Origin of the sequence: Acinetobacter pragensis (assembly GCF_001605895.1) — a bacterium.
In the GTDB taxonomy this organism is placed as follows: Bacteria; Pseudomonadota; Gammaproteobacteria; order Pseudomonadales; family Moraxellaceae; genus Acinetobacter; species Acinetobacter pragensis.
The window spans coordinates 187,323-209,709 of sequence record NZ_LUAW01000013.1 but is presented as its reverse complement, the minus strand read 5'-3'; the positions used below and the strand labels follow the sequence as shown (position 1 = coordinate 209,709).

At 42.1% G+C, this 22,387-nt stretch carries 19 protein-coding genes; 8 read left to right on the top strand and 11 right to left on the bottom strand.

What is annotated here, in order from left to right; all coding sequences use genetic code 11:
• Positions 1-390 precede the first annotated feature (390 nt).
• Positions 391-1,323, bottom strand: a complete 933-nt coding sequence (locus tag AZH43_RS05315; protein ID WP_067667351.1) for a LysR family transcriptional regulator — start codon at positions 1,321-1,323, stop codon at positions 391-393.
• A gap of 276 nt (positions 1,324-1,599) precedes the next feature.
• On the opposite strand from AZH43_RS05315, the gene AZH43_RS05310 reads away from it, so the two are divergent.
• The 7 genes from AZH43_RS05310 to AZH43_RS05280 all read left to right on the top strand — a co-directional run bounded on the left by AZH43_RS05310 (position 1,600) and on the right by AZH43_RS05280 (position 10,004).
• The gene (locus tag AZH43_RS05310) at positions 1,600-2,655 is read left to right on the top strand and encodes an aromatic ring-hydroxylating oxygenase subunit alpha (protein ID WP_067667348.1); all 1,056 of its coding nucleotides are present in this window, start codon (positions 1,600-1,602) and stop codon (positions 2,653-2,655) included.
• A 142-nt stretch (positions 2,656-2,797) separates the two neighbouring features.
• Positions 2,798-3,283 carry a nucleoside deaminase gene (locus AZH43_RS05305; protein ID WP_067667402.1) on the top strand — a complete coding sequence of 162 codons (486 nt, stop codon included), beginning with the start codon at positions 2,798-2,800 and terminating at the stop codon, positions 3,281-3,283.
• Between the two features lie 382 nt (positions 3,284-3,665).
• On the top strand, positions 3,666-4,766 hold the full coding sequence (locus tag AZH43_RS05300; protein ID WP_067667344.1) for a BMP family ABC transporter substrate-binding protein: 1,101 nt from the start codon (positions 3,666-3,668) through the stop codon (positions 4,764-4,766).
• Between the two features lie 125 nt (positions 4,767-4,891).
• The gene (locus tag AZH43_RS05295) at positions 4,892-6,493 is read left to right on the top strand and encodes an ABC transporter ATP-binding protein (protein WP_067667341.1); all 1,602 of its coding nucleotides are present in this window, start codon (positions 4,892-4,894) and stop codon (positions 6,491-6,493) included.
• Positions 6,494-6,532: 39 nt separating this feature from the next.
• On the top strand, positions 6,533-7,630 hold the full coding sequence (locus AZH43_RS05290) for an ABC transporter permease (protein ID WP_067667340.1): 1,098 nt from the start codon (positions 6,533-6,535) through the stop codon (positions 7,628-7,630).
• Positions 7,631-7,663: 33 nt separating this feature from the next.
• Positions 7,664-8,584 (top strand): ABC transporter permease, encoded by a 921-nt coding sequence (locus AZH43_RS05285; RefSeq protein ID WP_067667338.1) that lies wholly within the window; start codon positions 7,664-7,666, stop codon positions 8,582-8,584.
• 46 nt (positions 8,585-8,630) lie between these two features.
• Positions 8,631-10,004, top strand: coding sequence for an amidohydrolase family protein (locus tag AZH43_RS05280; RefSeq protein ID WP_067667336.1), 1,374 nt, complete (start codon positions 8,631-8,633; stop codon positions 10,002-10,004).
• A 259-nt stretch (positions 10,005-10,263) separates the two neighbouring features.
• Here the strand turns inward: AZH43_RS05280 and AZH43_RS05275 are convergent, their stop codons facing one another.
• The 8 genes from AZH43_RS05275 to AZH43_RS05240 all read right to left on the bottom strand — a co-directional run bounded on the left by AZH43_RS05275 (position 10,264) and on the right by AZH43_RS05240 (position 17,022).
• Entirely contained in the window at positions 10,264-11,145 is an 882-nt protein-coding gene (locus tag AZH43_RS05275) for a SphA family protein (protein WP_067667334.1), read from the bottom strand.
• 117 nt (positions 11,146-11,262) lie between these two features.
• Positions 11,263-12,183 carry a catechol 1,2-dioxygenase gene (catA, locus tag AZH43_RS05270; RefSeq protein ID WP_067667332.1) on the bottom strand — a complete coding sequence of 307 codons (921 nt, stop codon included), beginning with the start codon at positions 12,181-12,183 and terminating at the stop codon, positions 11,263-11,265.
• A 126-nt stretch (positions 12,184-12,309) separates the two neighbouring features.
• Positions 12,310-13,371, bottom strand: coding sequence for an NADH:ubiquinone reductase (Na(+)-transporting) subunit F (locus tag AZH43_RS05265; protein ID WP_067667330.1), 1,062 nt, complete (start codon positions 13,369-13,371; stop codon positions 12,310-12,312).
• Between the two features lie 12 nt (positions 13,372-13,383).
• Positions 13,384-13,749, bottom strand: coding sequence for a phenol hydroxylase subunit P4 (locus AZH43_RS05260; protein ID WP_067667328.1), 366 nt, complete (start codon positions 13,747-13,749; stop codon positions 13,384-13,386).
• 78 nt (positions 13,750-13,827) lie between these two features.
• The gene (locus tag AZH43_RS05255; protein WP_067667326.1) at positions 13,828-15,366 is read right to left on the bottom strand and encodes an aromatic/alkene/methane monooxygenase hydroxylase/oxygenase subunit alpha; all 1,539 of its coding nucleotides are present in this window, start codon (positions 15,364-15,366) and stop codon (positions 13,828-13,830) included.
• A gap of 60 nt (positions 15,367-15,426) precedes the next feature.
• Positions 15,427-15,696, bottom strand: a complete 270-nt coding sequence (locus AZH43_RS05250) for an MmoB/DmpM family protein (protein WP_067667324.1) — start codon at positions 15,694-15,696, stop codon at positions 15,427-15,429.
• 12 nt (positions 15,697-15,708) lie between these two features.
• Positions 15,709-16,713 (bottom strand): aromatic/alkene monooxygenase hydroxylase subunit beta, encoded by a 1,005-nt coding sequence (locus AZH43_RS05245; protein ID WP_067667322.1) that lies wholly within the window; start codon positions 16,711-16,713, stop codon positions 15,709-15,711.
• Between the two features lie 18 nt (positions 16,714-16,731).
• Complete coding sequence (locus AZH43_RS05240; RefSeq protein ID WP_067667320.1) at positions 16,732-17,022, bottom strand: phenol hydroxylase subunit; 291 nt, start codon at positions 17,020-17,022, stop codon at positions 16,732-16,734.
• A 392-nt stretch (positions 17,023-17,414) separates the two neighbouring features.
• Between AZH43_RS05240 and mobR the strand changes: the two genes are divergently transcribed.
• Positions 17,415-19,100 carry a phenol degradation transcriptional regulator MobR gene (mobR, locus tag AZH43_RS05235; RefSeq protein ID WP_067667308.1) on the top strand — a complete coding sequence of 562 codons (1,686 nt, stop codon included), beginning with the start codon at positions 17,415-17,417 and terminating at the stop codon, positions 19,098-19,100.
• Positions 19,101-19,332: 232 nt separating this feature from the next.
• Here mobR and AZH43_RS05230 read toward each other — a convergent pair whose 3' ends face one another.
• Together AZH43_RS05230 and AZH43_RS05225 are read right to left on the bottom strand one after the other, a co-directional pair.
• Entirely contained in the window at positions 19,333-20,559 is a 1,227-nt protein-coding gene (locus AZH43_RS05230; RefSeq protein WP_067667306.1) for an acetamidase/formamidase family protein, read from the bottom strand.
• A 318-nt stretch (positions 20,560-20,877) separates the two neighbouring features.
• Positions 20,878-22,275 carry an aminotransferase-like domain-containing protein gene (locus tag AZH43_RS05225; protein ID WP_067667304.1) on the bottom strand — a complete coding sequence of 466 codons (1,398 nt, stop codon included), beginning with the start codon at positions 22,273-22,275 and terminating at the stop codon, positions 20,878-20,880.
• Positions 22,276-22,387: the final 112 nt, after the last annotated feature.

The following is a 22,387-nucleotide window of genomic DNA, read 5'->3' as shown; positions in this document are numbered from 1 at the left end:
TCTTATTTAGACTATGAATTTCAGCTAATTGTTTTAACGCTGGTCAAAGTGGAACATTGGGGGAATATTACAGGTGGCTGTGGCTGCTATATTGACGATTTACTGGGCTTGATGATCATGAATTCTCTAAAACATAGGGCATTTAATAATATGAGCCCAGCTAAAATCACTGGATTTTAAACATCAAAACTTTCATCGAAAGTTTTGATTGGCATTTGCGCTGAAGGTGCCTGTTCAACAATTTTCTTCACTAAAATGACAGTACTCTACGGGTAGGATTTGTATTTTCGGTAAAATAGCCAGTGGATGTTTAATCTAAATTGTTGACATCTCTTTGCCATAACCATTGAAGTTTCAATGAAAAGAGTAAGGCTTGAACCAACAAACGCTTCAAGAGCAGAAAATATCTTTAACTTTATTTTTCACGTCGTCCATCTGCCCAATAATATTTTTAATCATCAATTGTGAAACGCGTGAAATTTGCCGTTTCGGCGCAACACATAATGCAATGGTCAGCGGATGCAGACCTTTGTCCAAAATGGGTTTAAAGATTAATTCCTTACGTTCAAGTTCAGGAAAAACGTCCAAATAACTTAAAATTCCGATGCCGGTATTGGCTTTGATTAAGTTATTCATTAAGCGAATATCATTCGATTCAGTTTTATGCGCAGGTATAAATTTATGATGTTTATACATGGCTTGCACATAGTCATGAATAATTAAAGGTTCTGCTGGAATAAAATGATTGTCATTTACAGTATCTGAAAAATAAATCTTTTCTGCTTGAGCAAGAGGATGTGCATTTCCCAACACAAAACCTAAAGGTAATTCTAAAAAATGAACTACTTCAAGATGTAGATGCGCTTTTGGGTTGAGGATTAAACCAAAATCTAATTCTGCAGCCATAATCTTCTCGGCTATAATCTCACTGTCTGCAACCCGAATATTAAAATTAATCCACGGATAGTTTTCATACATATATTGCACGGAGTGCATGACAAACCCATCGCTTAAAGCAGAGATTAAACCAAATTCGATGGTTCCACGCGTGAGCCCTTGAATTTCATCAAAACGTATTCGAGTTTGCTGAAATTCTTTTTGCCATTTTAATACATCGGCATAAAGTAATTCACCAGCGAGCGTGAGTTTTAAGCCACTCGGCAAGCGCTCAAACAGAATAATGCCAAGCTCATCTTCAGCCAAAGCGATTTGCCGGTGTACTGCGGATACGGAAATAAATAATTGATCAGCGGCTTTACGTAAACTGCCCGACTTCGCCACAGCTATAAAATATTCAGAAAATCTGGAAAAAGGCGTATTCATCAATTTAGTCAAGGTAAGGACCACCTTTTATGTATATCAACATTTGAGATAGCCGTGCTTATGCGAGTTTTATGCCAAATGAGGAGGCTCTATAAAAAAGTACGGCGGCATAAACTGAAGTGTTCTTATTTTTAGAATGATTTATACGAAACATTCTAATAGACAGAATGATAAAAAATTAAGTAATTTCAAGGATAAGGAAAGCCAAATTTGTATGGCAATGCAAATTTTAAGGCCTGTAAAAGATAAGACATTAAGAAATGATATGGGCTATATATGAACGCAATTCTAGTCACCAATTTATTCAACAAGCCTTGTTATAGCCAATTTGAGGATCAGGACTGGGATATTCTGGCACATCACTGGTATCCAGTTGCGCGTATTCAGGACGTTTCAACCGAACCCCAACAAGTGACGCTTCTTGATATTAAGCTTGCACTGTACAAAACAGACAGTGGCACAATTTGCTTGGTTCGTGATATCTGCCCGCACCGAGGTGTACCCTTAACCAAAGGCTGGGTATCGGGTGAAAATATTGTCTGTCCCTATCATGGTTTGCATTACAACGCTGATGGGCAGTGCATCAAAATTCCAGCCCAACCAGAACTGACTAAAATTTCTGAACGCTTTAGCTTGACTAAATTTCCAGTAGTCGAAAAATACGGGTTAATTTGGACCAGTATTTTTAGCCGTGACCCATCGAAAGCCAATTTTCCTGTTTTAGATACTTGGGAAATGCCAGAGCACCAATCGATCTTACCGCCTTTCGTTGATATTGCTGGTTCAAGTGGCCGTCAACTGGAAGGCTTCATTGATGTGGCCCATTTCGCTTGGGTGCATCAAGGTTCATTTGCAGATAATGAAAATCAGATAGTGCCCAAATATTCAACAGAACAAACCGACTATGGCTTACATACCGAATATGTCAGTGATGTCAGCAACTATCCGCATGGTATGCAGCATTTGGCGCCGGAAGGTTTCTTGTGGAAAAGGGTATTCGATGTCTATCCTCCATTTTCTGCGGTATTAACGGTGCATTTTCCTGAACAAGGGGTGTTGAAAATTCTCAATGCCTGTTGTCCTGTGTCTCATAACCAAACCCGTTTATTTGTGCCTCTGACACGCAACTTCGACACCACAGGTGATTTACAAGCTGTGTATGATTTTAATGCTCAAATTTTTGCTGAAGATCAGGATATGGTGGAGAGTCAAAAACCCGAAGAGCTGCCCCTTGATATTTCCATGGAAGCGCATTTTGAAGCAGACCGTTCTTCAACAGCCTACCGCAGAATATTAGCTGGGTGGGGGTTAAGTAAACGTTATATTATTTAAGGCGCTTTAATTCTATTAATATAGCTTAAGTTTAAAGTTTAAATAATTGATTTAATAATATTGGTTTTTGTGTTTATTTTTTAGATGGAATATTATTTTTAATCGAAACTCCTAAATAATAGAGTATAGGATGATGAATAAAATGAATCGCCCCAATCAAGCTCAAATTATCCAGTTTTTGACCTTATCCAATAAGGTCGGAAGCAGAGCGATGTCTTTGGGAAATCATCCTTTCGGTGCTGTATTGGTGGGGCCCGATCATGAAACAGTGCTATCCACCCAGTGTAATATTGATACGGTAAATCATGCCGAGTCTACTTTGGCACGTGTTGCAGCCAGTAATTATTCAGCTGAATATTTATGGCAATGCACCTTGTATACTGCGGTAGAGCCTTGCTGTATGTGCGCCGGTACTATTTATTGGGCCAATATTGGGAGAGTGGTGTATGGCATGACTGAACAACGGCTATTAGAATGTACAGGAAACCACGTGGAAAATCCGACTATGCGTGTGTCATCGGCCTATGTGTTTGAACATGGTCAGAAAAACATTGATTTGATTGGTCCAATTGCAGAAATTGAAGATGAAATTGCAGCCTTGCAACAGGCATTTTGGACAGAACGCTAAATTGTTTTAATCTCTTAGTATTATCTTATCCTTCTATTCACGTAGAGGGATTTTTAATATCTGGGTTTTTTAGTATATGTAACTAATCTATTAAGTGCTCAGTTTTAATTCATTTTATTTTTCCGCACCAAATATAAGCATAATTATAAATAAACTTATTTTAATTTTATTTATAATTTTTGTGAAATGCATAAATATAAAATAAAAATCTATGATTTTAATGTTTAAGACCAAAAAAATAATTTAAAACGCATCTATTTATTATTTTTTAAAAGTTGGAATAGTTATTGCTATTTATATAGTGAACAGACTGAGCTCATTCGAGTAAAGCCATTTTAAAAATGTATGTCATATGACATAGAGCAACCTAGAGCAGAAGATAATGAAAGAAAAAAATGCATTGAAAACAGGATTCAAAAAAATATTTGGGGTATTCATGGCAAGCGGTGCGATAAGCATTGCAGCTGTAGCCAATGTTCAAGCGCAAGATAAAGCTGCGTTTGTTTATATTGGTCCAACCAGTGACCATGGCTGGACTTATTCTCACGATCAGGGCCGTATTAAGACTGAAAAAGCGCTTGCTGGAAAATATAAAACCTCCTATATCGAAAATGTCCCTGAAACGGCAGATGCTGAACGTGTGATCCGTAACTTGGCACAACAGGGCAATAAAGTCATTTTTGCAACCTCGTTCGGTTATATGAATGCGATGGAAAAAGTATCCAAGCAATTTCCGAATACTGTATTCATGCATGCAACGGGCTATAAGCAGGGAAAAAATTTAGGGGTATATGACGTACGCACTTATGAGGGCGCTTATATGCTGGGCGTAGTTGCCGGTCAAAAAACCAAAAGTAATATATTAGGTGTGGTGGCTTCTTTCCCAATCCCTGAAGTGGTCCGTAACATCAATGCCTATACATTAGGCGCACAAAGTGTAAATCCAAAAATTAAAACTAAAGTTATTTGGGTCAGTTCATGGTTTAACCCAGGTAAAGAACGTGATGCAACACTGGCATTAATTGCTCAGGGTGCAGATGTGCTGATGCAAAATACGGATTCTCCCGCTGTTGTCCAAGCTGCTGAACAAAAAGGCGTATTTGCTTTTGGCTGGGATTCTGATATGAGCAAATTTGGCCCTAAAGCGCATCTTGCGGCATCGGTTTTACATTGGGAAAAAGTTTATGTTCCTGTAATGACTCAGGTTAGTAATAAGACGTGGAAACCCAGTGCGATCTGGTATGGCGTTAAACAAAAAGCAGTAGATATTGAAAGCTTTGGCCCTTCTGTATCGGCAGCGTCTAAAGCTAAGGCACTCAGTGTGCGTGATGCGATTCTCAAAGGTACCTTGCATCCATTTTCCGGACCACTTTATAAACAGGATGGCAGTGTGGTCTTGGTTAAAGGAAAGTCTTTAGATGATGCCGCTTTAAGCAAAATGAATTACTACGTCAAAGGCGTAGAAGGTTCCTTGCCTAAATAACGGAGGGCGAGATTCAGCAATTAAATGACTTTGAGTTAACACGATTGATTTTACTTTTCATCCATCTGGATGCATGACGCAATTCAGATGGATGCCGCACTATCGCAGCATTAAATAGAGTGCCTATGATGACTCCTTCACACGATCTATCTGCTCATATGCGAGAGATGAAGACAGGATCTGTTTCGAGTGTACCGCGTTTACAGCTCATCAATATCTGTAAAAGCTACAATTCATTGAAAGCGAATGACCAGATACATTTAAACGTTCAACCAGGGCAAATCCACGCCATTTTGGGTGAAAACGGTGCCGGAAAAAGTACCTTGATGAAAATCATTTATGGTGCAACCAAGGCTAATCAGGGGCAAATGCTCTGGAATGGTAAAGAAGTCAGAATTGATAGTCCATCAATAGCGAGAAAACTCGGTATTGGTATGGTTTATCAGCATTTTTCTTTATTTGAAACCCTTACCGTAGTAGAAAATATTTCACTGGGTTTGGATGAAAAAATTGATTTAACCCTGCTCAGTCAAAAAATTATTGAAGTGTCTGAACAATACGGTTTACCGGTTGATCCACGGCGTGAGGTGTATTCCTTGTCTGTGGGGGAGCGTCAGCGTGTAGAGATTATTCGATGCCTTTTGCAAAATCCGGCTTTAATTATTTTAGATGAGCCCACTTCAGTGTTGACGCCGCAGGCGGTACGTCAACTGTTTAAAACTTTGCGGTTATTGGCATCGCAAGGCGTTTCCATTTTATATATCAGTCATAAATTACATGAAATTAAAGAACTCTGTGATGAAGCGACCATCTTGCGTAATGGCCGTGTTACCGGAAATGTTGATCCTAAAAAAAACAGCACCAGTGATTTAGCGCGCTTAATGATTGGCCGCGATTTACCCAGTTATGTACGTCAAGAATATCAAGGGACGCCGCAGATCTTATTTCAAGTCGAAAATTTGGACTATCAGTCCGATGACCCTTTTGGCGTGTCGCTGAAAAATATCAATTTAAATATTCAAGCTGGGGAAATTGTCGGTATTGCTGGTATTTCGGGGAATGGTCAAGCTGAACTGCTGTCTTTGCTGTCCGGTGAACAGCGCTTGAAAAGCGGAAAAATTTATTTAGCACAGCAGGATATTTCAAGCTTAAGCGCCGGTCAGCGCCGCGATTTAGGTGTGGGTTTTGTGCCTGAAGAGCGCCTTGGACGCGGTGCAGTACCGAATATGACCTTAGCGCAAAATGCTCTGTTGACGGCTTTTCGCCATGGCTTGACCCGTTGGGGATTGATTAAATTTACGCAATGTAAAACTTTTGCTGAACAATGTATCGAAAAATTTGGGGTTAAAGCCACTGGCAGTGATGCAGAAGCACGTTCTCTATCTGGCGGAAATTTGCAGAAATTTATAGTCGGCCGCGAAATTCTGCAAAATCCAAAATTTTTAATCGTGGCACAGCCGACATGGGGTGTTGATGTAGGGGCTGCCATGTTTATCCGGCAAACCCTAATTAATTTATCCCGGCAAGGTATAGCCATTTTGGTGATTTCAGAAGAACTCGAAGAACTGTTTGAAATGAGTGACCGGCTATGCGTCTTAGCCAATGGAGAATTATCTGAACCAGTCAATACTGATGAGACCAATGCGGAAAATATCGGGGTGCTGATGTCAGGAATTTATCGTCCGCTGACAGCTGCAAAAAACGTAGAGGAGCAAATTCATGCTTAACACGTTTTTAATCTCTATTCATGTCTACAGGAGGATGCAATGCATTTATTAGAACCGCGTGAACATCCATCTAAAACGATGAAGTGGCTTTCTCCTGTGATTGCACTTGTGGCGATGCTGATTGTCGGCAGCATTTTATTTTTAATGCTGGGTATTAACCCCGCGCAGGCAATGTATATCTTCTTTATTGAACCACTGATGTCTTCTTATGGTTGGAGTGAACTGGCAGTCAAAGCGGGGCCATTGATTTTAATTGCCTTAGGGCTGGCGGTTGGGTTTCGGGCCAAATTATTCAATATTGGTGCTGAAGGTCAACTCACTATAGGTGCGATTTTTGGCGGCGGTATTGCCATTTTATTTCACGATCAAATCGGCGGGTGGATTTTACCTTTGATGATATTGATGGGCGCGATAGGCGGTGCGCTTTGGGGAGCGATTCCGGCTTTACTGAAAACCCATTTTAATGCCGAAGAAACCCTGACCACCTTAATGATGAACTATGTTGCTTTGTTTGTACTGCTGTACTTGGTAAATGGGCCTTGGCGCGATCCGGACGGCATGAATTTCCCCCAATCAGTGATGTTTAATGAGAGTGCCACGTTGCCTTTGATTATGGAAGGAACTCGCATTAATGCTTCACTTTTTATCACGTTACTTGCCGCCGTACTGTTTTGGGTCTTTATGCGTAAAAGTCTGACTGCCTATAAATTAGAAGTCAGTGGACAAGCGCCATTAGCCGCAAAATATGCAGGTTTTTCCTCATCGAAAGCTATTTGGATGAGTCTGGTGATTTCTGGAATGATGGCAGGTATTGCCGGAATTTGTGAAGTGGCTGGCCCAATTGGTCAGCTGAATCCTAATTTGTCGCCAGGTTATGGCTATGCCGCGATTATCGTGGCGTATTTAGGTCGCCTCAATCCGATTGGTATTGTGTTGTCAGGCTGCTTTATGGCGCTCATATATTTGGGGGGTGAAATGGCACAAATGCAATTGCAGCTTCCGGTCGCCATTACCGGTATTTTCCAAGGTTTATTGCTATTTTTCCTGCTGGCTTCCGATGCATTGATTGAAAACCGTTACCGTTTTGCCAAAAAAACTGTGCCGCCTGTCTCTCAGTCTGCAGTTAGCAATACTTAATCCCTCGTTGTTTACAGTAAAAGGAAGCACGTTATGGCTTTAGAATTAACAGCAATTCTTGCAGGTACTGTGGCAGCCGCAACGCCGCTCATTTTCGCAGGTCTTGGTGAACTGGTGACACAGCGTACAGGTGTGATTAATCTTGGAGTGGAAGGCATGATGCTGGTGGGGGCCATTGCCGGCTTTGCCTTTGCTGCACAATATGATGCCAGTGTGTTGAGCGCATTGTTGATTGGCGGTTTGGCGGGCATGCTGATGGCATTGATTTTTGCCTTTTTCACCCTGTCTTTAAGTACCAATCAATCGGCATGTGGTTTGGCTTTAACTATTTTTGGACTCGGCATTTCTGCCTTTTTGGGACAAAATTACGTCAGTATGGCTTTACCGGGTCTCGCCAATTTTAATATTCCGCTGCTGTCTGATCTTCCAGTAATTGGACCAGTGCTATTCCAGCAAAACTATGTGGTATATCTGTCAATCGTAGCGTTTTTTGCAGTTTGGTTTGTATTGGCCAAAACCCGCTTGGGATTACTGCTAAAAGCTGTGGGTGAATCGCCGGAAAGCGCGCATGCCATGGGCTATCACGTATTGGCCATTCGTTATGGTGCAGTGCTTTTTGGCGGAATGATGGCGGGTATTGGCGGGGCATTTTTATCGACCGTGTATACCCCGATGTGGATTGAAAATATGGTTGCCGGTCGTGGCTGGATTGCCATTGCTCTGGTGGTATTTGCCGTGTGGAAACCGGCGCGTTTAATGCTCGGCGCGTATCTGTTTGGTGGCGTAACTATTTTGCAATTTCATGCGCAAGCTTTGGGAATCAATGTGCCGAATGAGTTGCTTGCCGCATTGCCATATGTCGCCACTATTGTGGTATTGGTGATAATTTCACGCGATAAAACATTACTGAAAATGAATTTACCTGCCTCTTTAGGTAAAATTTTTGTGCCATAAATTCATGATTTTATTGATAAAAAAATAATGGATTTGAGTGAAAATAATGAAAATTTTAACAGCTGCCTATGTCCTGACCATGAATGCGCAGAACGAATGTATTCAAAATGGCGCTGTACTAATTGATGGCGACAGAATTAAAGAGGTCGGTCCATTGGTGCAGTTAACTCAACGCTATCCAGAGGTGCTCATTGAACATTATCCGCAGGCCTTGCTGATGCCGGGTTTGATCAATACCCATTGCCATTCAGGTTTATTACGCGGCACGGCTGAAGGATTACCGGTTTGGGATTGGTTACAACAGTTTATTGACCCGATGCACCGTGTGTTGACGCCTGATGATGCGAAAATTGCCTCTTATTTGTGTTATGCCGAGGCGCTTTTGTCAGGAACGACCACGATTGTTGATATGTGGCGTTATATGGACGGAAGTGCTGAAGCTGCGAAAGCGTTGGGGATTCGCGCCATTCTAGTCCCGTATGTTGCAGAACATCCGGATCATCATTATTTTGAGACCTTAACAAGCAATGAAGCTTTAATTAATCGTTGGCATCAACAAGCTAATTGGCGCATTCAAGTCTGGGTCGGATTGGAACATTTATTTTATGCGGAAGCAGCTGCATTAAAACGGATTAAAAAACTTTGTCATGACTATCAAACCGGTTTCCATACCCACAGCAATGAAAGTCAATTTGATGTACAAGAAAACCTGCGTCGTTCAGGTGTTCGCCCGATTGAAAGTCTGCAAAAGTTGGGCTTGCTTGATGTACCCAAAACTTTATTGGCGCATTGCGTCTGGGCGGATGCAAATGAAATTCAAATTTTAAAGCGGCATGCAGTGGGCGTAGCCCATAACCCAATTTCAAATATGAAACTGGCCTCTGGTGCGGCGCCTGTCGTTGAAATGCTGCGTCAAGGTGTTGCAGTGGGTTTGGGTACTGATGGGGAAAAAGAAAACAATAATCTGGATATGTTTGAAGAAATGAAAACGGCCTCTTTATTGGCTAAATTTTCTAATTTAGATGCGGCAGCCTTAGATTCATGGTCGGTATGTCAAATGGCAACCCGTCAGGGGGCTAAGGCGTTAGGAATGCAAAATACAATTGGCAGTTTAGAGGCTGGAAAATTTGCAGATCTGATTGCAGTGAATATTGCGACTCCCCGTATGACACCGTTGATTGATCATGGAAAATTATTTAATTTACATACGAATTTAGTACATGCGGTTCAAGGCCAAGATGTGGTCATGACGATGGTAGCGGGGCAGATTGTGGTTGAAAATGGTCGCTTGGTAAATGCAGATATACAGGCTTTAATTGGTCAAGCCAATCAAGCGGCACCACGCTTATTTGAGCGCCGTGATCGATGGTTTGCAAAACAGGGGAAAACTGTGAATGAGTTACAGCGTGAAGAGTCTTAAGTTTTTATTAAGCTGAATATTATCTGGCCTATACCAGTCTGCTAAAAGCTTGTTTTTTCCGCATTATGGCTAATTGATTCAGATGAGTTATCCATCAGATTCATCCGTTCTGTTCAAAGAGGAACCCTCCCGAAAGGTTTGCTCTTTGACAATATAAATTTTTATATACGAATAAAGGGTTTTATAATTAAACCCTTTAAAATTCAGTGCTAAAAAATTAATTTGAATTGGTAAAAACTTAATGATTCAGTCTGCTGTATTAAAATGCCCAGACAAATTTTAAAAGGCCGGTATGTCCTTCCGGACGGTTTTCAACATTGGTTTCTTTTAAATATTTTGCTTCTATAGACCAATTTTGATCCTGATATTGAATTGCGGGGCCAACAGCAAGAACTTGCCCTTTTTGGCCAATATCATCACCATTGACTCGGTCTGATGTCATTTGTTTAAAAGCATAACCCTCTATTGCCAATTTGACATGGTTATTCAATTTGTAGCCCAAACTGTAATCGCCAGCAAAATATTCCCCAGATTTATAATGCGTATCGTCATTTTCATCATTAAAGCTGTAAGAGAGTTTTGTCGAAAGATCGAATCCATTCTCTGGGGCGTAGGTATAGGCAATAATGGGGCGAATGGTATTGTAATTTTTCCCAAGATTCGCAATGACAGGCTGAAATGCGGTCGGTGTGTCATATTTTCCTGTCGCCAGCACGGTTTCAATTGCTCCAATCCAATGATGATGGCCGCTATGCCATCCTAGCATTGAACCCAGAATTAAATCGCCGAATGCCGCATTATGATCAGACATGCCGTTAATGCTTAAGCGTAAATCGACTAAAGGCTGGGCTGCATAAAAGCCCAGTTGACCGCCAAAATAGTTGTGTTCTGTCATCCACACCAAGCGGGGAATGAAGGCATTCACATCCAGATGAAAGCTGTCCGGCCCTTGGTCAAAACTGCCGGCATGATAATTTTGGTAATAGTTGAGCAAATATAATCCAGGCGGCGGCAACGCGCCGGCCATCATGCCCTCTGCACCTAATGCAAATGAATCTGCACCATTTTCTGTGGCAAAGGCAGAATTTGCAGCAAGAGCGAGCAAAAGTAAAAATGAAGCTTTTGGGATAATTTTTTTCATAGAAAATCCTTTTCAATGATTATTAGGCGAATGATTCATATGAGAAACAGGTTTGAAGGCAAGGCTTATTTGAGAGTGAGGCGCTATGAAAGAGATATTGATAGCGCCAGTTCAGACTTAAGCGCTAGCGCGGCGGCGCTCCACCTCTGTGGAAGGCGCAGTGTCTGCATCCTGTACCAGTTCAATATTGAATAAGATGTGTTTGAAGGCTTTGTCTAAACCGCGGCGTGAAATTTCGGCTTTATCGGTTATCTCTTCAGCCGTGGCGACTAGACCCTCACGTGTGGCAAATGCGAAGTCATCCCACAGATATTGATCGCCTTCAATATTGAATTGTGTGGTTAACTTCCGGTAGCCAGGTGCAGACACAAAGTAATGCACATGAGAGGGGCGGTTTCCATGCCGTCCCAGCTTGTTTAAAACCAATTGGGTTGTACCTTGGGGCGGGCAGCCGTAGCCTACAGGCATGGTGGTCAAGGCCGTGTATTTGCCATCTGCATCGGTAAAAATGGTCCGGCGCAAATTAAAATCAGATTGAGTCTTATCAAAAAAAGAGTAATTTCCAAGCCCATTGGCATGCCAAATTTCTACTTTTGCATTTGGAATAATCTCACCCTTGGCATCGGTTACCTTTCCTTCAATAATTAGAGTGTCAATGTGGTCAGATTCTGAGCCGTCATCCATACGGGCAAAACCGACAGATTCGGGAGCGCCTGAAACATACAGCGGACCTTCAATTGTCCGAGGTGTGCCGCCTGTAATACCTGCTTCAGCATCGGCCTCATCCGCTCTTAAGTCCAGATAGTGCTCTAGGCCTAAACCAGCAGCGAGCAATCCCAGCTCATTGGCTTGTCCCGCATCAGTGAAATATTCAAGGCCTTTCCATAATTCTGATTGTGATATATCAAGATCTTCAATAGCCTGGAAAAGATCACCCAGTAAACGGACTGCGATTTGCTGTACGCGTGCATCGACAGTGCCTGTAGCAGTGTCGACATTCATTTTTTTGACCAGTGTATCAATTTGCTGACGGTTCATTATCATCATCCTTGGATAGAAATAGAATCGAATGATCTGGAACGGACATGAAACAGATCATTCGAAAAGGTTTAGAACAATCGCCCTGCGCTGCGATGGTTCCAATTTTGTATTTAAAAGCAGCTTCTAAATATGCTTGAATAATGCAGAGCGAGCACTTCCAGACGCGCCATCAGCGGCACTTAAGAAACGTTCGGTATGAATATCTTTTTCAAAGAGTCGGCTTTGCATCAGCGTTGAAATAGCTGCGTCTATCATGGGCGGCGGGCCGCAAAGGTAGGCTTTGTGCCCGCTGCATTTATTTTCAAAATAATCGGCCACAGCTTCGTGCACAAAGCCGGTAAAACCAGTCCAGCCATCTTCAGCTTTGGGGGCATTGAGCGCAGGGATATAGCGGAAATTCGGATAGTCTTTGACTAAATTTTCAAATAGCTCATGGTTATACAGTTCAGACACATCCCGCGCGCCTTGGAACAGATAGATGGTGCGTGTATCGCCTTGTTCTAAAAGGTCTAGAATCATGGACTGCGGACTGGATAGGCCTGAACCGCCCGCAATAAAGATGGCATCTTTGTCATCTGATTTACGGACAAAGAATTGTCCATAAGGCCCTGAAACTTCAAGCTCATCGCCCGCTTGCAAGGTTTCGTGCACATAAGTGGTGGCCGCTCCGCCTTGTACCTGACGGATATGCAATTCAATAATGCCTGCTTCACTCGGTGCATTGGCAATTGAAAAGGCCCGTGTTCCTTCAATATTGGGCAATTGAATATTGATGTATTGCCCGGCCTGAAATTCCATTGGCCGGTCAATCTGTAAACGTACGCCTTTAATGGTTGGTGACAATGGCTTAATGTCCAAAACTTTGGCTTGATAGTCTTGAACCAAGTAGCCTAAGAAATCTTCATCTTCGTCAATATCGGCTTCAATCACCATGTCAGATTCAGGTTTGCAGCAGCAGGCAAGAACTTTATTTTCTTCGCGTTCAATATCCATCAGTGCAAATGGCGAGGCGTCGCCGACATCATAAAAACCGTCAGTCACTTGCACTTTACAGGTTCCGCATGTGCCATGACCGCAAGCGAATGGCAGCCAAACACCTTGACGTAAAGCCGCATCTAAAATAGTTTGATCTTCTTCAACTTCAATGGTCATGCCGACAGGTTCAATCGTTACTTGATAGCTCATGATGCTTCTCCCTTAGACGTGCGTGCCGTTGTAGCCATTTAAACCGGGCGTGACAAAGCGCAGCAGAGATTTATGATCAAAATTTAAATCGGCCAATGTCTTGGTAAAATCCACATCTGTTAATAATTGGCGGTTCAAGGTGAATTGCACTGTTGACCAGTCGATATGTTCAAAATCTGGATGCTGATTGAAACCCGTCTGAATTTGCTGATCAATTAAGTCTTGCAGGCTTTGCTGCGGCGAGACCACAAAAGCATGCGCGGCGCAGAATAAAGTGTGATGATCCCATCCCACATAGAGCAGCATGTTGCCGCCGTAATTTTTTTGTGCATCACGTGCATCAAATTCATAGTTTTTTTGAATAGCTTGTACTGGCATGAGAAAACTCCTAAATTCCTTGGGTGTGAAGCCATCTCAAAATGTTTATTGCTGAAATGGCTTCTGATCCTTTTTGACTTATGCAACGTGACCTTTCCATTTTCTCCAGCGCTCTTGGTCTGGAGAGCCTTCAATATCAAGATTGTCTGCACCGACGTTAAAGTTGTAATAGTCGCGTAAGATACTTTCGAGATCGGGGCCGCCGCAGTTGCCTTGTAAAATTTGGTTTACAGGCAGCCAAGCTTGAATATATTTTTCAGGTTCATTTTCAAATATGTCATGACAGCCGTCTGAGCAGGTATGATAGCGCTCACCTTTATAAATGCTGTCGCGGTAGCTGAACATCGTCGGGTCGCCATCCATTTCAGTAAAGGTCATTGGAATCTGACAGACTTGGCACAGTTGCGGCAGGCCGTTGCTGTAGAAGCGTTTGCCTTCAGCTTCCAGCTTGCGTGCCAGTTCCCATTTCGGACGGTAGTATTTGTCGAAGGTGTCTGGATATTTCTCAGATAACCAATCCATTTCCTCATCGGTTGGAATCCATGTATGGAAACCGGCAGCATGGCCAAAATTATAGAAAATCCACCATGCCTGATGAGAGATATGCTCTTTTTCTTTCACAATCACGTCAGAATATTTCGGCATACGAATACCGTAACGGCTGAGGTCTTTAAATAATGCACCGCCAGCTTCTTCGAAATAGGTTTCCCAAGCTTCTTTCCATGACATGACTTTATTTGGCAGCATGTAATCCATCATCATGCCGACAATAGACAGCAGGCGAGTACCGCGCCAGAACCACTTATCAATCCATTCCTGCACAATCGGAACGTTATCTTCATGCTGTTCCAGTAGGAATTTGACGATTTCCAAACCTAAGGTCATGTGGCGCGCTTCATCTGACTGCGCACTGAAACCAAAGGTCACGGTGGCCATATCACCGTTATAGGCCGCACCCGACATGAATGGCACGAATAATAAATTGGTCAGAACATATTCAAAAGAGAAACTGATGGCCAGTAAGAACTCAAATGGGCCAGCAGAGCGCGCATCTTCAAAGAAGGATTTTGGTACAGAGAGATACCAAACACGGTCATGCATATGCGCCCAGTCTTGGAAGCCGTCAAAGAACTTGTTGTAATGGCTCATGGCATGAATTTGCGTTTGCACATGACGCAGTTCATCAATCGATTGCATTTGCGAAGCAATACGTGCGCCGATTCCTCCAAATTGGCGGCCGACGTGCGCATAACCTTGGTAGGCTTGATATTCCAGCGGCGTCACCGCGGTTAAAAACAGTTTAATGGCATTTAAATAGCGTTCATTGCTGACATTCATCTGACCGTTATTTTGAGAAAATGCATCAAAAATGGCATACAGCTTTTTTTCCTTTTCCGCTTGATATTTCCAGTAGGAGTCCATGGTTAAGCGGAACGGGTCTTCCCATTTAGACCAGTCTGTAATTTTAATGCCTTCAAATTCTTCGTAAGGAAAAGCGTCTTTACGGTCTGCATAGGAAAAATCCCAATCCAGATCACGGGTCAGCATACGGTAACGGTCTTTCGCATTGAGTTTCTTTGTTGCTGTTTGGGCTGCACTTTTTGTTTGGCTATTCATCTTGATCATCCTTTTCAATCTGTTGAAGCGGTCAGCTTCTGGTATTTATGCTGTGCGGGATTAATTCCACTGCAATGTGAAGCTGTCGTCATCTTCATCAACATTACCGCCTAAGGTGATCATGTTGAGCTGCAGTTCTTGAATGTCCCAATCCTGTCCCAGTTTTTCAGAAACCGTTTCTGCACGGACCACAAGCTTTCCAATGCTTTCCACCCGAATCATGGCAGGAAGATATTGAATGGTGGCTTCCGGGTTATCCTGTTCAATTGCTTCAATGATGTAGCGCGAAGTGTCGTTATCTTGTAGTGCCAAATAAACTTTAGAGCTCATGTCTGCGTATCCTTATGCAACCGATTTCAATTCAGCAGTTAATCCTGCTTTTTTACTGCGCTCTGCAATGACGTTTATGCCATTGTCGATAGATGCCGTCCCAAGAGCGGTATTTGACCAAACGCTAAATGCTGCTGTCACTTCGGGTAAAAGCGCATCGATCCACCCTTGAATTAAGGCTTTATTTTCTTCTGATTCAGCAACGGCAGTTTTTAAAACCGGATCTGACCATTTGCGCAAATCGGTTAAACAGTCCTTCATAAATTCAGTCAGCATCGCTACATCGCGCGCGCCGTGCTCAACCAGCCATTGATCAAGTGCGCCGTAAACCAGCTCTTGCATTAAGCTGTCGATGAGCAGATTTTGCAGGACATACAGCTTGAACCAATCTTGTTCCGTTAAGCTTTGCTCACAGAGCTTGCGCAGCGGCTGCCACATTGCATCATTCATCCAAGCGGCTTTGGCTTGCTGTAATGAGTCGCCTGTATTGCCGTCAATCAGCAAGCCAATACGGGAGATATATTGCGCCATGCCCAAACGGTCCATAGCCGCAAAAATGCAGGCTTGAGTAATGACCGTGCCATAGCCGTAAGCGCTGCCCGACATCATGTGCAGATTGGCGGTTTGCTCGACATAGCGGAAAGGCAATAAGCAGTGAATGATTTTTTGCTTCACCTCATCATTTAAATTTTCAACCAGATGGCGTTTTTCAAAGAAGGAGTAATTGCTTTCAGCGGTATCCTGCAAACGCGCCCGATGCTGCACATAAGCGCCGTAATAAAATTGACGCGGATCTTTAAACACGTACCAGTCTTGCATCTGCAATGCCGTATGGGTGTGGTCATTTAAGGTTTTATCCGGTTTCCACAATGGACGGTAATGAAAATTGGCGGCGCCTTGTATATCAAAACTCACTTCTTGATATCGAGTCGCCGGTTTTTGACCAAAACGGCGTTCAATGTAGGCATAGGTCTGACGTATAGGTTCGAGGCTGGATGTTTTAATTTCTAAAGTCATCACGATTTCCTTATGGGCTTAAGATTGATCTTCTTGATCTAAATGTTCACGGACTTGGCTTAGAACCGTAGGTTCAACGCCATAGCGCCATTTATCTTCCTGCGCATCATTCCAGACTTGCTGCGCTTCGGTCATTTCGATGACATGATTAATTTCACAGAAATGCTGAAATGCCTGCTGAGGCAGAATAAGTTCGACAAAAAGTGTCGGGTCCTGAATGGCGAAATCAAATTCAACAAATTTGGCATGACGGTCACCTGTTACCCGAATGTATTTGGTGAGCTGGTCCTGTTGTACTGTTTGAGTCATGGGAATCATCCTTTCTCGCTGCACTGAAATCATTTCAGTAATGCCATTTTTGTATTTCTAAGCAGGTATATTTCAAAACCCGTGCCAACTTTAATTAATTATTATTAATTAATGCCTTATAGTTTTTTATTTATTTTTAAGATGATTTTTTTGCTAAAAATTCATGGAATGATGAACATGAAACCCCGTCATTTCATCAAATCATGAATAGTCCGGAAGAGAGCTTGAAAATATTTTTTTAGTGGCAAGCGACTAATATCTATATTGTTTTCTAGCTTTAACTTTAAAATACCCTAGAGGTATGAAGTTATGACAATAAGGTAGTAAATCTTTTGAATTGGAATTGAGTAAGATAGGGGGGTCGACCTATAGCCAAGGATGGATATTCAGTCATGCCTCAAGCCAAAGATGCGAAGTTTTATACTCAAATTTTGGAAAAGAACAAAGACATTCAAGATTTACTGGATAAAATTCAGTTTGACAGCCAGCACGGGAAAATTTGGTTTGAAGAAAACCGCATGCTGCTGATGCATACCAGCATTATGGGTTTTTTAAGAAAAGATTTGTACAACATGCTGGGCTGGGAACGGACCAAGCGTTTTTTTATTCGGCTAGGCTATCAAGCCGGTATGCGCGATGCAGAAGTAACTTCTAAATTACGTCCAAATTTAAATGAAGCTGAAGCATTTATGGCCGGACCGCAAATGCACGGTATTCGCGGAATGGTTCAAGTTGAAGTGAATGAACTCCAATTAAGCCATGATGAGCATCAGTTTTATGCAGATTTTAATTGGCGCAATTCATTTGAAGCGGAAGTTCATTTAAGTGAATTCGGGGCTTCTGGCGAGCCTGCATGCTGGATGCTGCTGGGCTATGCTTGCGGTTATACCAGTTTGGTCATGGGACAAACCATTATTTATCAAGAAACCCATTGTGTGGCAAAGGGTGATGCCTGCTGCCGTATTATTGGCAAGCCCCTAAAAGAATGGGAAAATTCTGATGAATTGATTCAGTTTATGTCGCCAGATCCGGTTTCTGATGAGCTGATCGCTTTGCAGGCGGAACTGAATGAATTAAAGAAAAATATCTATACAGATATAGAAGCAGACTACACCATGTTTAATTCAATTGGTGAATCGGCAGCCTACCGCAAGGTCTGTGATCTTTTGAAAAAAGCGGCGGGCAGCAAGGTTGCTGTCTTGCTGCAAGGCGAAACTGGGGTGGGGAAAGAAGCTTTTGCGCGGGGGATTCATGAAGGCAGTTCCCGCAAAGGCCAGCCATTTGTTGCTGTGAACTGCGCCTGTATTCCGCCAGATTTAATTGAAGCAGAACTCTTTGGGGTGGAAAAAGGCGCATTTACAGGGGCGACACAAACCCGAAGCGGAAAGTTTGAACGCGCACATCAAGGAACGATTTTTTTAGATGAAGTGATTGAGCTTTCGCCGCGAGCACAAGCCGCCTTGCTGCGGATGCTGCAAGAAGGAGAGTATGAGCGGGTCGGGGATCATCAAACCCGAACGGTTGATGTCCGTTTGGTGGCTGCGACCAATGAAGATTTGGAGCAGGCTGTGAAAGCGGGGAAATTCCGTGCTGACTTATATTACCGCTTAAATATCTTCCCCGTCATCATTCCGCCGCTGCGCGAACGCCGTGATGATATTCCGTTATTGATCACGCACTTTTTATCGCGTTTTGAAAATATGTACGGGAAGACTTTAAAAGGGTTAAGCGACAAAGCCAAAAATTTTGTGATGTCTTATGAATGGCCAGGCAATATTCGGGAGCTTGAAAATTTATTAGAGCGGGCGACTTTGCTGACGGATCATCAGCAGGAAATAAAACTGAATCATTTGTTTCCGCAAATTCAACAAGATATTGAAACAAAGCCTGAACAAGTGAATTTAGAAGCGGTGATGAAGGATGGCTTTTGTCTGGAAGACCATGAACGGCAGCTGATTTTTATCGCAATGCAAAAAGCCAATCATAATGTGTCAGAAGCCGCCCGTATTTTAGGCATTAGCCGAGCAGCTTTAGATTATCGCTTAAAAAAGCAGGCGATTCTTGTTAGGAAAGAATAGATTCTATTTCAGCAAAGATAAATTGCTTGGATTGACCGCTTTAAAGATCAGCTATTCCCTGCAGATTATTTTAAAGCGATTAAATTTTTATCAGACTGATTTCAAAATAAATTTTATCAGGTTTTAGGCGCGGCATGATTCATCCATTGATTACCTGCCTTATACGCGACTGTAAGCCAGACCATGCGGAAAGGCTGAGAGTGGAAAAGTATGTATTATTATAATTTTAGGGTTATTTTTGCTCTTCATTGAACTCTTTAAAGTCCGCTTTACGTATTTTGGCGTGAATCCCTTTGGTTTTATCCACGACCTGCGAAACTTCAAAGTCTGTCGCGGCACTGAGATAAGCATAGGCAAGGGCTTCATCAATGCCATATTCTTTATTTAAAAAACGTATTGCCTCACGGGTGGATTTTTTCATTGCCTCATCCAGATCTTCGTCTAATCCCGGCGTGATCCAAAATTCGGAGTTCTCAGCCAAAGGCTGAACAATTTCTTTGCCGGGGATCTTATCTTTGCCTGTTTTTAATAGAGTGAACTTCAGTGTGGCGCGAGCAGATGCCTCAAGCGCTGTCAGCGCTACCTCTCCATCGCCTTGGGCAAAATGGCTGTCCCCTGTATAAAAAAGCGCGCCGGCGACCTGTACGGGATAATAGGCTGTTGATCCAGCACCCAATTCATTAATGTCGATGTTGCCGCCATACATTGCAGGAGGCACTGAATGTACCGGTTCTGATGTGTTGGCCGCTACTCCCATAATGCCCATAAATGGGTAAAGCGGGAAACGGATTGATTTACCTGATTCTGTTTTCAGAACACCTTCATATTCACCTTTGGCATTTTTCTCGATAGGAGTAAACACTGAAACATTTCCATAGCGCTCTGGATGGGCTGCAGAAGCGTTTTCTTGTTTTGGCTTTTTAGGAAATTCTCCAACCAGCGCTCCTTTACCGTGGCGGTTAGAAATTACCCCATAAGGAACACGCGGCTCGACCTTAATCACTTCTACCTTTAAAACATCTCCAGACTGTGCGCCTTGAATTTCAATAGGTCCAGTCACAATATGCGGACCATCCTTATGAAAATCATGTTTTAAATTGGATTTTGTAATAGTTTTTGCTTCATCTAAAATATAGGCGTCCTGAACACCTTTTGACTTAAAGAATTTTTCTGCATCACGACCTTGATCTTCTAATAGGCCTTCATGTGAAACTGTATCAAAAGTCACAGTACTGCCAGACGGAACAGAAAGAACAGGTTTAGCATCTTTATTCGGTAAATATCCCCAAGTGATTGTATTTAATGTTGAGGGTACATAATAATTACCTTTGTATTCACCCGCATTTAGCTGGACAGGCTTATTTGATATTTGTTTAAGAACATTAAAGCTTTCTGCATAAACTGCTGAAGTGCCAAAAGCGCCAAGAACAAATAATGAAAGGAGCGTGCGCTTAAACATAGAACATACCTTAAATAATTAAAAATATTTCAAATACGTCTACAGCAAATTTTATGCCACAGTAAAATTAAATATTATTTAGTAATTTAAGTGAAAAATGCACTATATGCTTGCATTTAGATGGTCTAGCCCAGTGCATGAAGCAGTACGTGACTGCTATAGGCCGGTCAGTTGCGTAAATCCATCAGAGGGATAGAATCTAAAGCCAATAAGCATTAAAAGCGCCGGTATTGACTTGATCCGTTATGGATACGTATAGAATATTTAAATATGTATTGAATAGGCGCTCTAATCAAACACACACTTTAAAAGCTGCAGCTACAATTTTTTAATGTATTGAATCAGCTGATTTAACGCATTTTGGGTATCGTTATTCAATTCAAATGAGCAATTTATTCGAATATGATGAGGCGTTTTATTGGTCCGGTAGAATAATGCTCCGGGTGCAATACTGACGTTCTGTTCAAGCATATGCTGATAAATTAAGCTACTGTCTATATGCTCGGGCAAAGTAATCCATAGAAAATAGCCGGATGGGTAATAATGAATTGTGCATGTATCTGGCAGTTCTTTTAATAAATATTGATAATACAGATTTTTTAAGCGCTTTAATGTTTTGCGCAAAGTTTTCAAATGCTTTTCATAATGCCGGTGGGACAAATAATCTACTAAGGCATTTTGAATAAAAGAATTGACCGATAACGTACTCATTAATTGCAAATGCTGTATATGTTCAGAAAATTTACCGGCATACACCCAGCCGACACGGAAACCTGCGCCCAGCGTTTTGGAAAAAGAAGAGCAGTGTAAAATTAAATTTTTCTGATCATAATATTTCATTGACAGCGGTTTCTTTTGATCGAAGTAGAGCTCTTCATAGACATCATCTTCAATTAAATAAATTTCATGCTGATGCAGCAGTTTCGCCAATTCAAATTTAATTTCTTCTTTTACCGTAAACCCGATTGGATTATGGCTATTCAGCATCAGCAAACAGACTTTAATCGGATAGGTTGTGACCGCTTTTTTAAAGGCCTCCAAATCCAATCCATATTCAGGGTGTTCTGGGATGGTGATAACTTTGAGGCCCAGATTTTCTGCAGCTTGCCATGCCCCATAGAAAATAGTTTCTTGCAGAAGAATATAGTCGCCTGCCTGAGTCATGGCTTTTAGAGATAAATTTAAAGCATCAAGCCCGCCGGAGGTAATGACAATATCTGAGGGATCTGTTGGAATGCCTTGCATGCAGTAGCGCTGAGCAATCAATTTTCTTAATTCATAATTGCCGGGCGGTAAGCTCGGCATTTGTTCATAACTGATGCGGTGCTTTGCCTGCAATCCTAGCGTTTGCATGAGTTTGGGGGAATAAAGCAGCTGGCTATTGGGAAAAGCGCTGCCAAGAGGGATGGTGCTTTCAGATTGAATTGATTTTAAATACCGGAAAACCAGTGAATTGATTTCAATTTTTTCATTCAAGATTACTTTTTTTGCAAGCGCGGCCTGTATCGGGTTTTCTGCAATAAAGTAGCCTAGTTTTTCTTTTGAATAGATAAGCCCTTGAGCTTCAAGTTCCTGATAGGCATTCATCACGGTAATCAAGCTGAACCCAGAGATTTCTACCTGCTGCCTTAAAGACGGAAGTTTTTCATGCGGTTTCCAAGTGCCCGTTTCAATCAGATGCTTTAGGCTTACTGCAAGTTGTTCTGATTTATACATAAGGCTTAATACTCATATGTGAAAAAGGATTGCTTAGAAACGGTTGTTTAACTGGATGAAGACGCGATTAAGCCTTGCATACTAATATGCAAGGCTTAGCAACAGCCTAAAA

Bases quoted from the DNA above. Each gene is read 5' to 3' on its own strand.
- AZH43_RS05315 (WP_067667351.1), bottom strand. From the start codon at position 1,323: ATGAATACGCCTTTTTCCAGATTTTCTGAATATTTTATAGCTGTGGCG.
- AZH43_RS05310 (WP_067667348.1), top strand. From the start codon at position 1,600: ATGAACGCAATTCTAGTCACCAATTTATTCAACAAGCCTTGTTATAGC.
- AZH43_RS05305 (WP_067667402.1), top strand. From the start codon at position 2,798: ATGAATCGCCCCAATCAAGCTCAAATTATCCAGTTTTTGACCTTATCC.
- AZH43_RS05300 (WP_067667344.1), top strand. From the start codon at position 3,666: ATGAAAGAAAAAAATGCATTGAAAACAGGATTCAAAAAAATATTTGGG.
- AZH43_RS05295 (WP_067667341.1), top strand. From the start codon at position 4,892: ATGATGACTCCTTCACACGATCTATCTGCTCATATGCGAGAGATGAAG.
- AZH43_RS05290 (WP_067667340.1), top strand. From the start codon at position 6,533: ATGCATTTATTAGAACCGCGTGAACATCCATCTAAAACGATGAAGTGG.
- AZH43_RS05285 (WP_067667338.1), top strand. From the start codon at position 7,664: ATGGCTTTAGAATTAACAGCAATTCTTGCAGGTACTGTGGCAGCCGCA.
- AZH43_RS05280 (WP_067667336.1), top strand. From the start codon at position 8,631: ATGAAAATTTTAACAGCTGCCTATGTCCTGACCATGAATGCGCAGAAC.
- AZH43_RS05275 (WP_067667334.1), bottom strand. From the start codon at position 11,145: ATGAAAAAAATTATCCCAAAAGCTTCATTTTTACTTTTGCTCGCTCTT.
- catA (WP_067667332.1), bottom strand. From the start codon at position 12,183: ATGAACCGTCAGCAAATTGATACACTGGTCAAAAAAATGAATGTCGAC.
- AZH43_RS05265 (WP_067667330.1), bottom strand. From the start codon at position 13,371: ATGAGCTATCAAGTAACGATTGAACCTGTCGGCATGACCATTGAAGTT.
- AZH43_RS05260 (WP_067667328.1), bottom strand. From the start codon at position 13,749: ATGCCAGTACAAGCTATTCAAAAAAACTATGAATTTGATGCACGTGAT.
- AZH43_RS05255 (WP_067667326.1), bottom strand. From the start codon at position 15,366: ATGAATAGCCAAACAAAAAGTGCAGCCCAAACAGCAACAAAGAAACTC.
- AZH43_RS05250 (WP_067667324.1), bottom strand. From the start codon at position 15,696: ATGAGCTCTAAAGTTTATTTGGCACTACAAGATAACGACACTTCGCGC.
- AZH43_RS05245 (WP_067667322.1), bottom strand. From the start codon at position 16,713: ATGACTTTAGAAATTAAAACATCCAGCCTCGAACCTATACGTCAGACC.
- AZH43_RS05240 (WP_067667320.1), bottom strand. From the start codon at position 17,022: ATGACTCAAACAGTACAACAGGACCAGCTCACCAAATACATTCGGGTA.
- mobR (WP_067667308.1), top strand. From the start codon at position 17,415: ATGCCTCAAGCCAAAGATGCGAAGTTTTATACTCAAATTTTGGAAAAG.
- AZH43_RS05230 (WP_067667306.1), bottom strand. From the start codon at position 20,559: ATGTTTAAGCGCACGCTCCTTTCATTATTTGTTCTTGGCGCTTTTGGC.
- AZH43_RS05225 (WP_067667304.1), bottom strand. From the start codon at position 22,275: ATGTATAAATCAGAACAACTTGCAGTAAGCCTAAAGCATCTGATTGAA.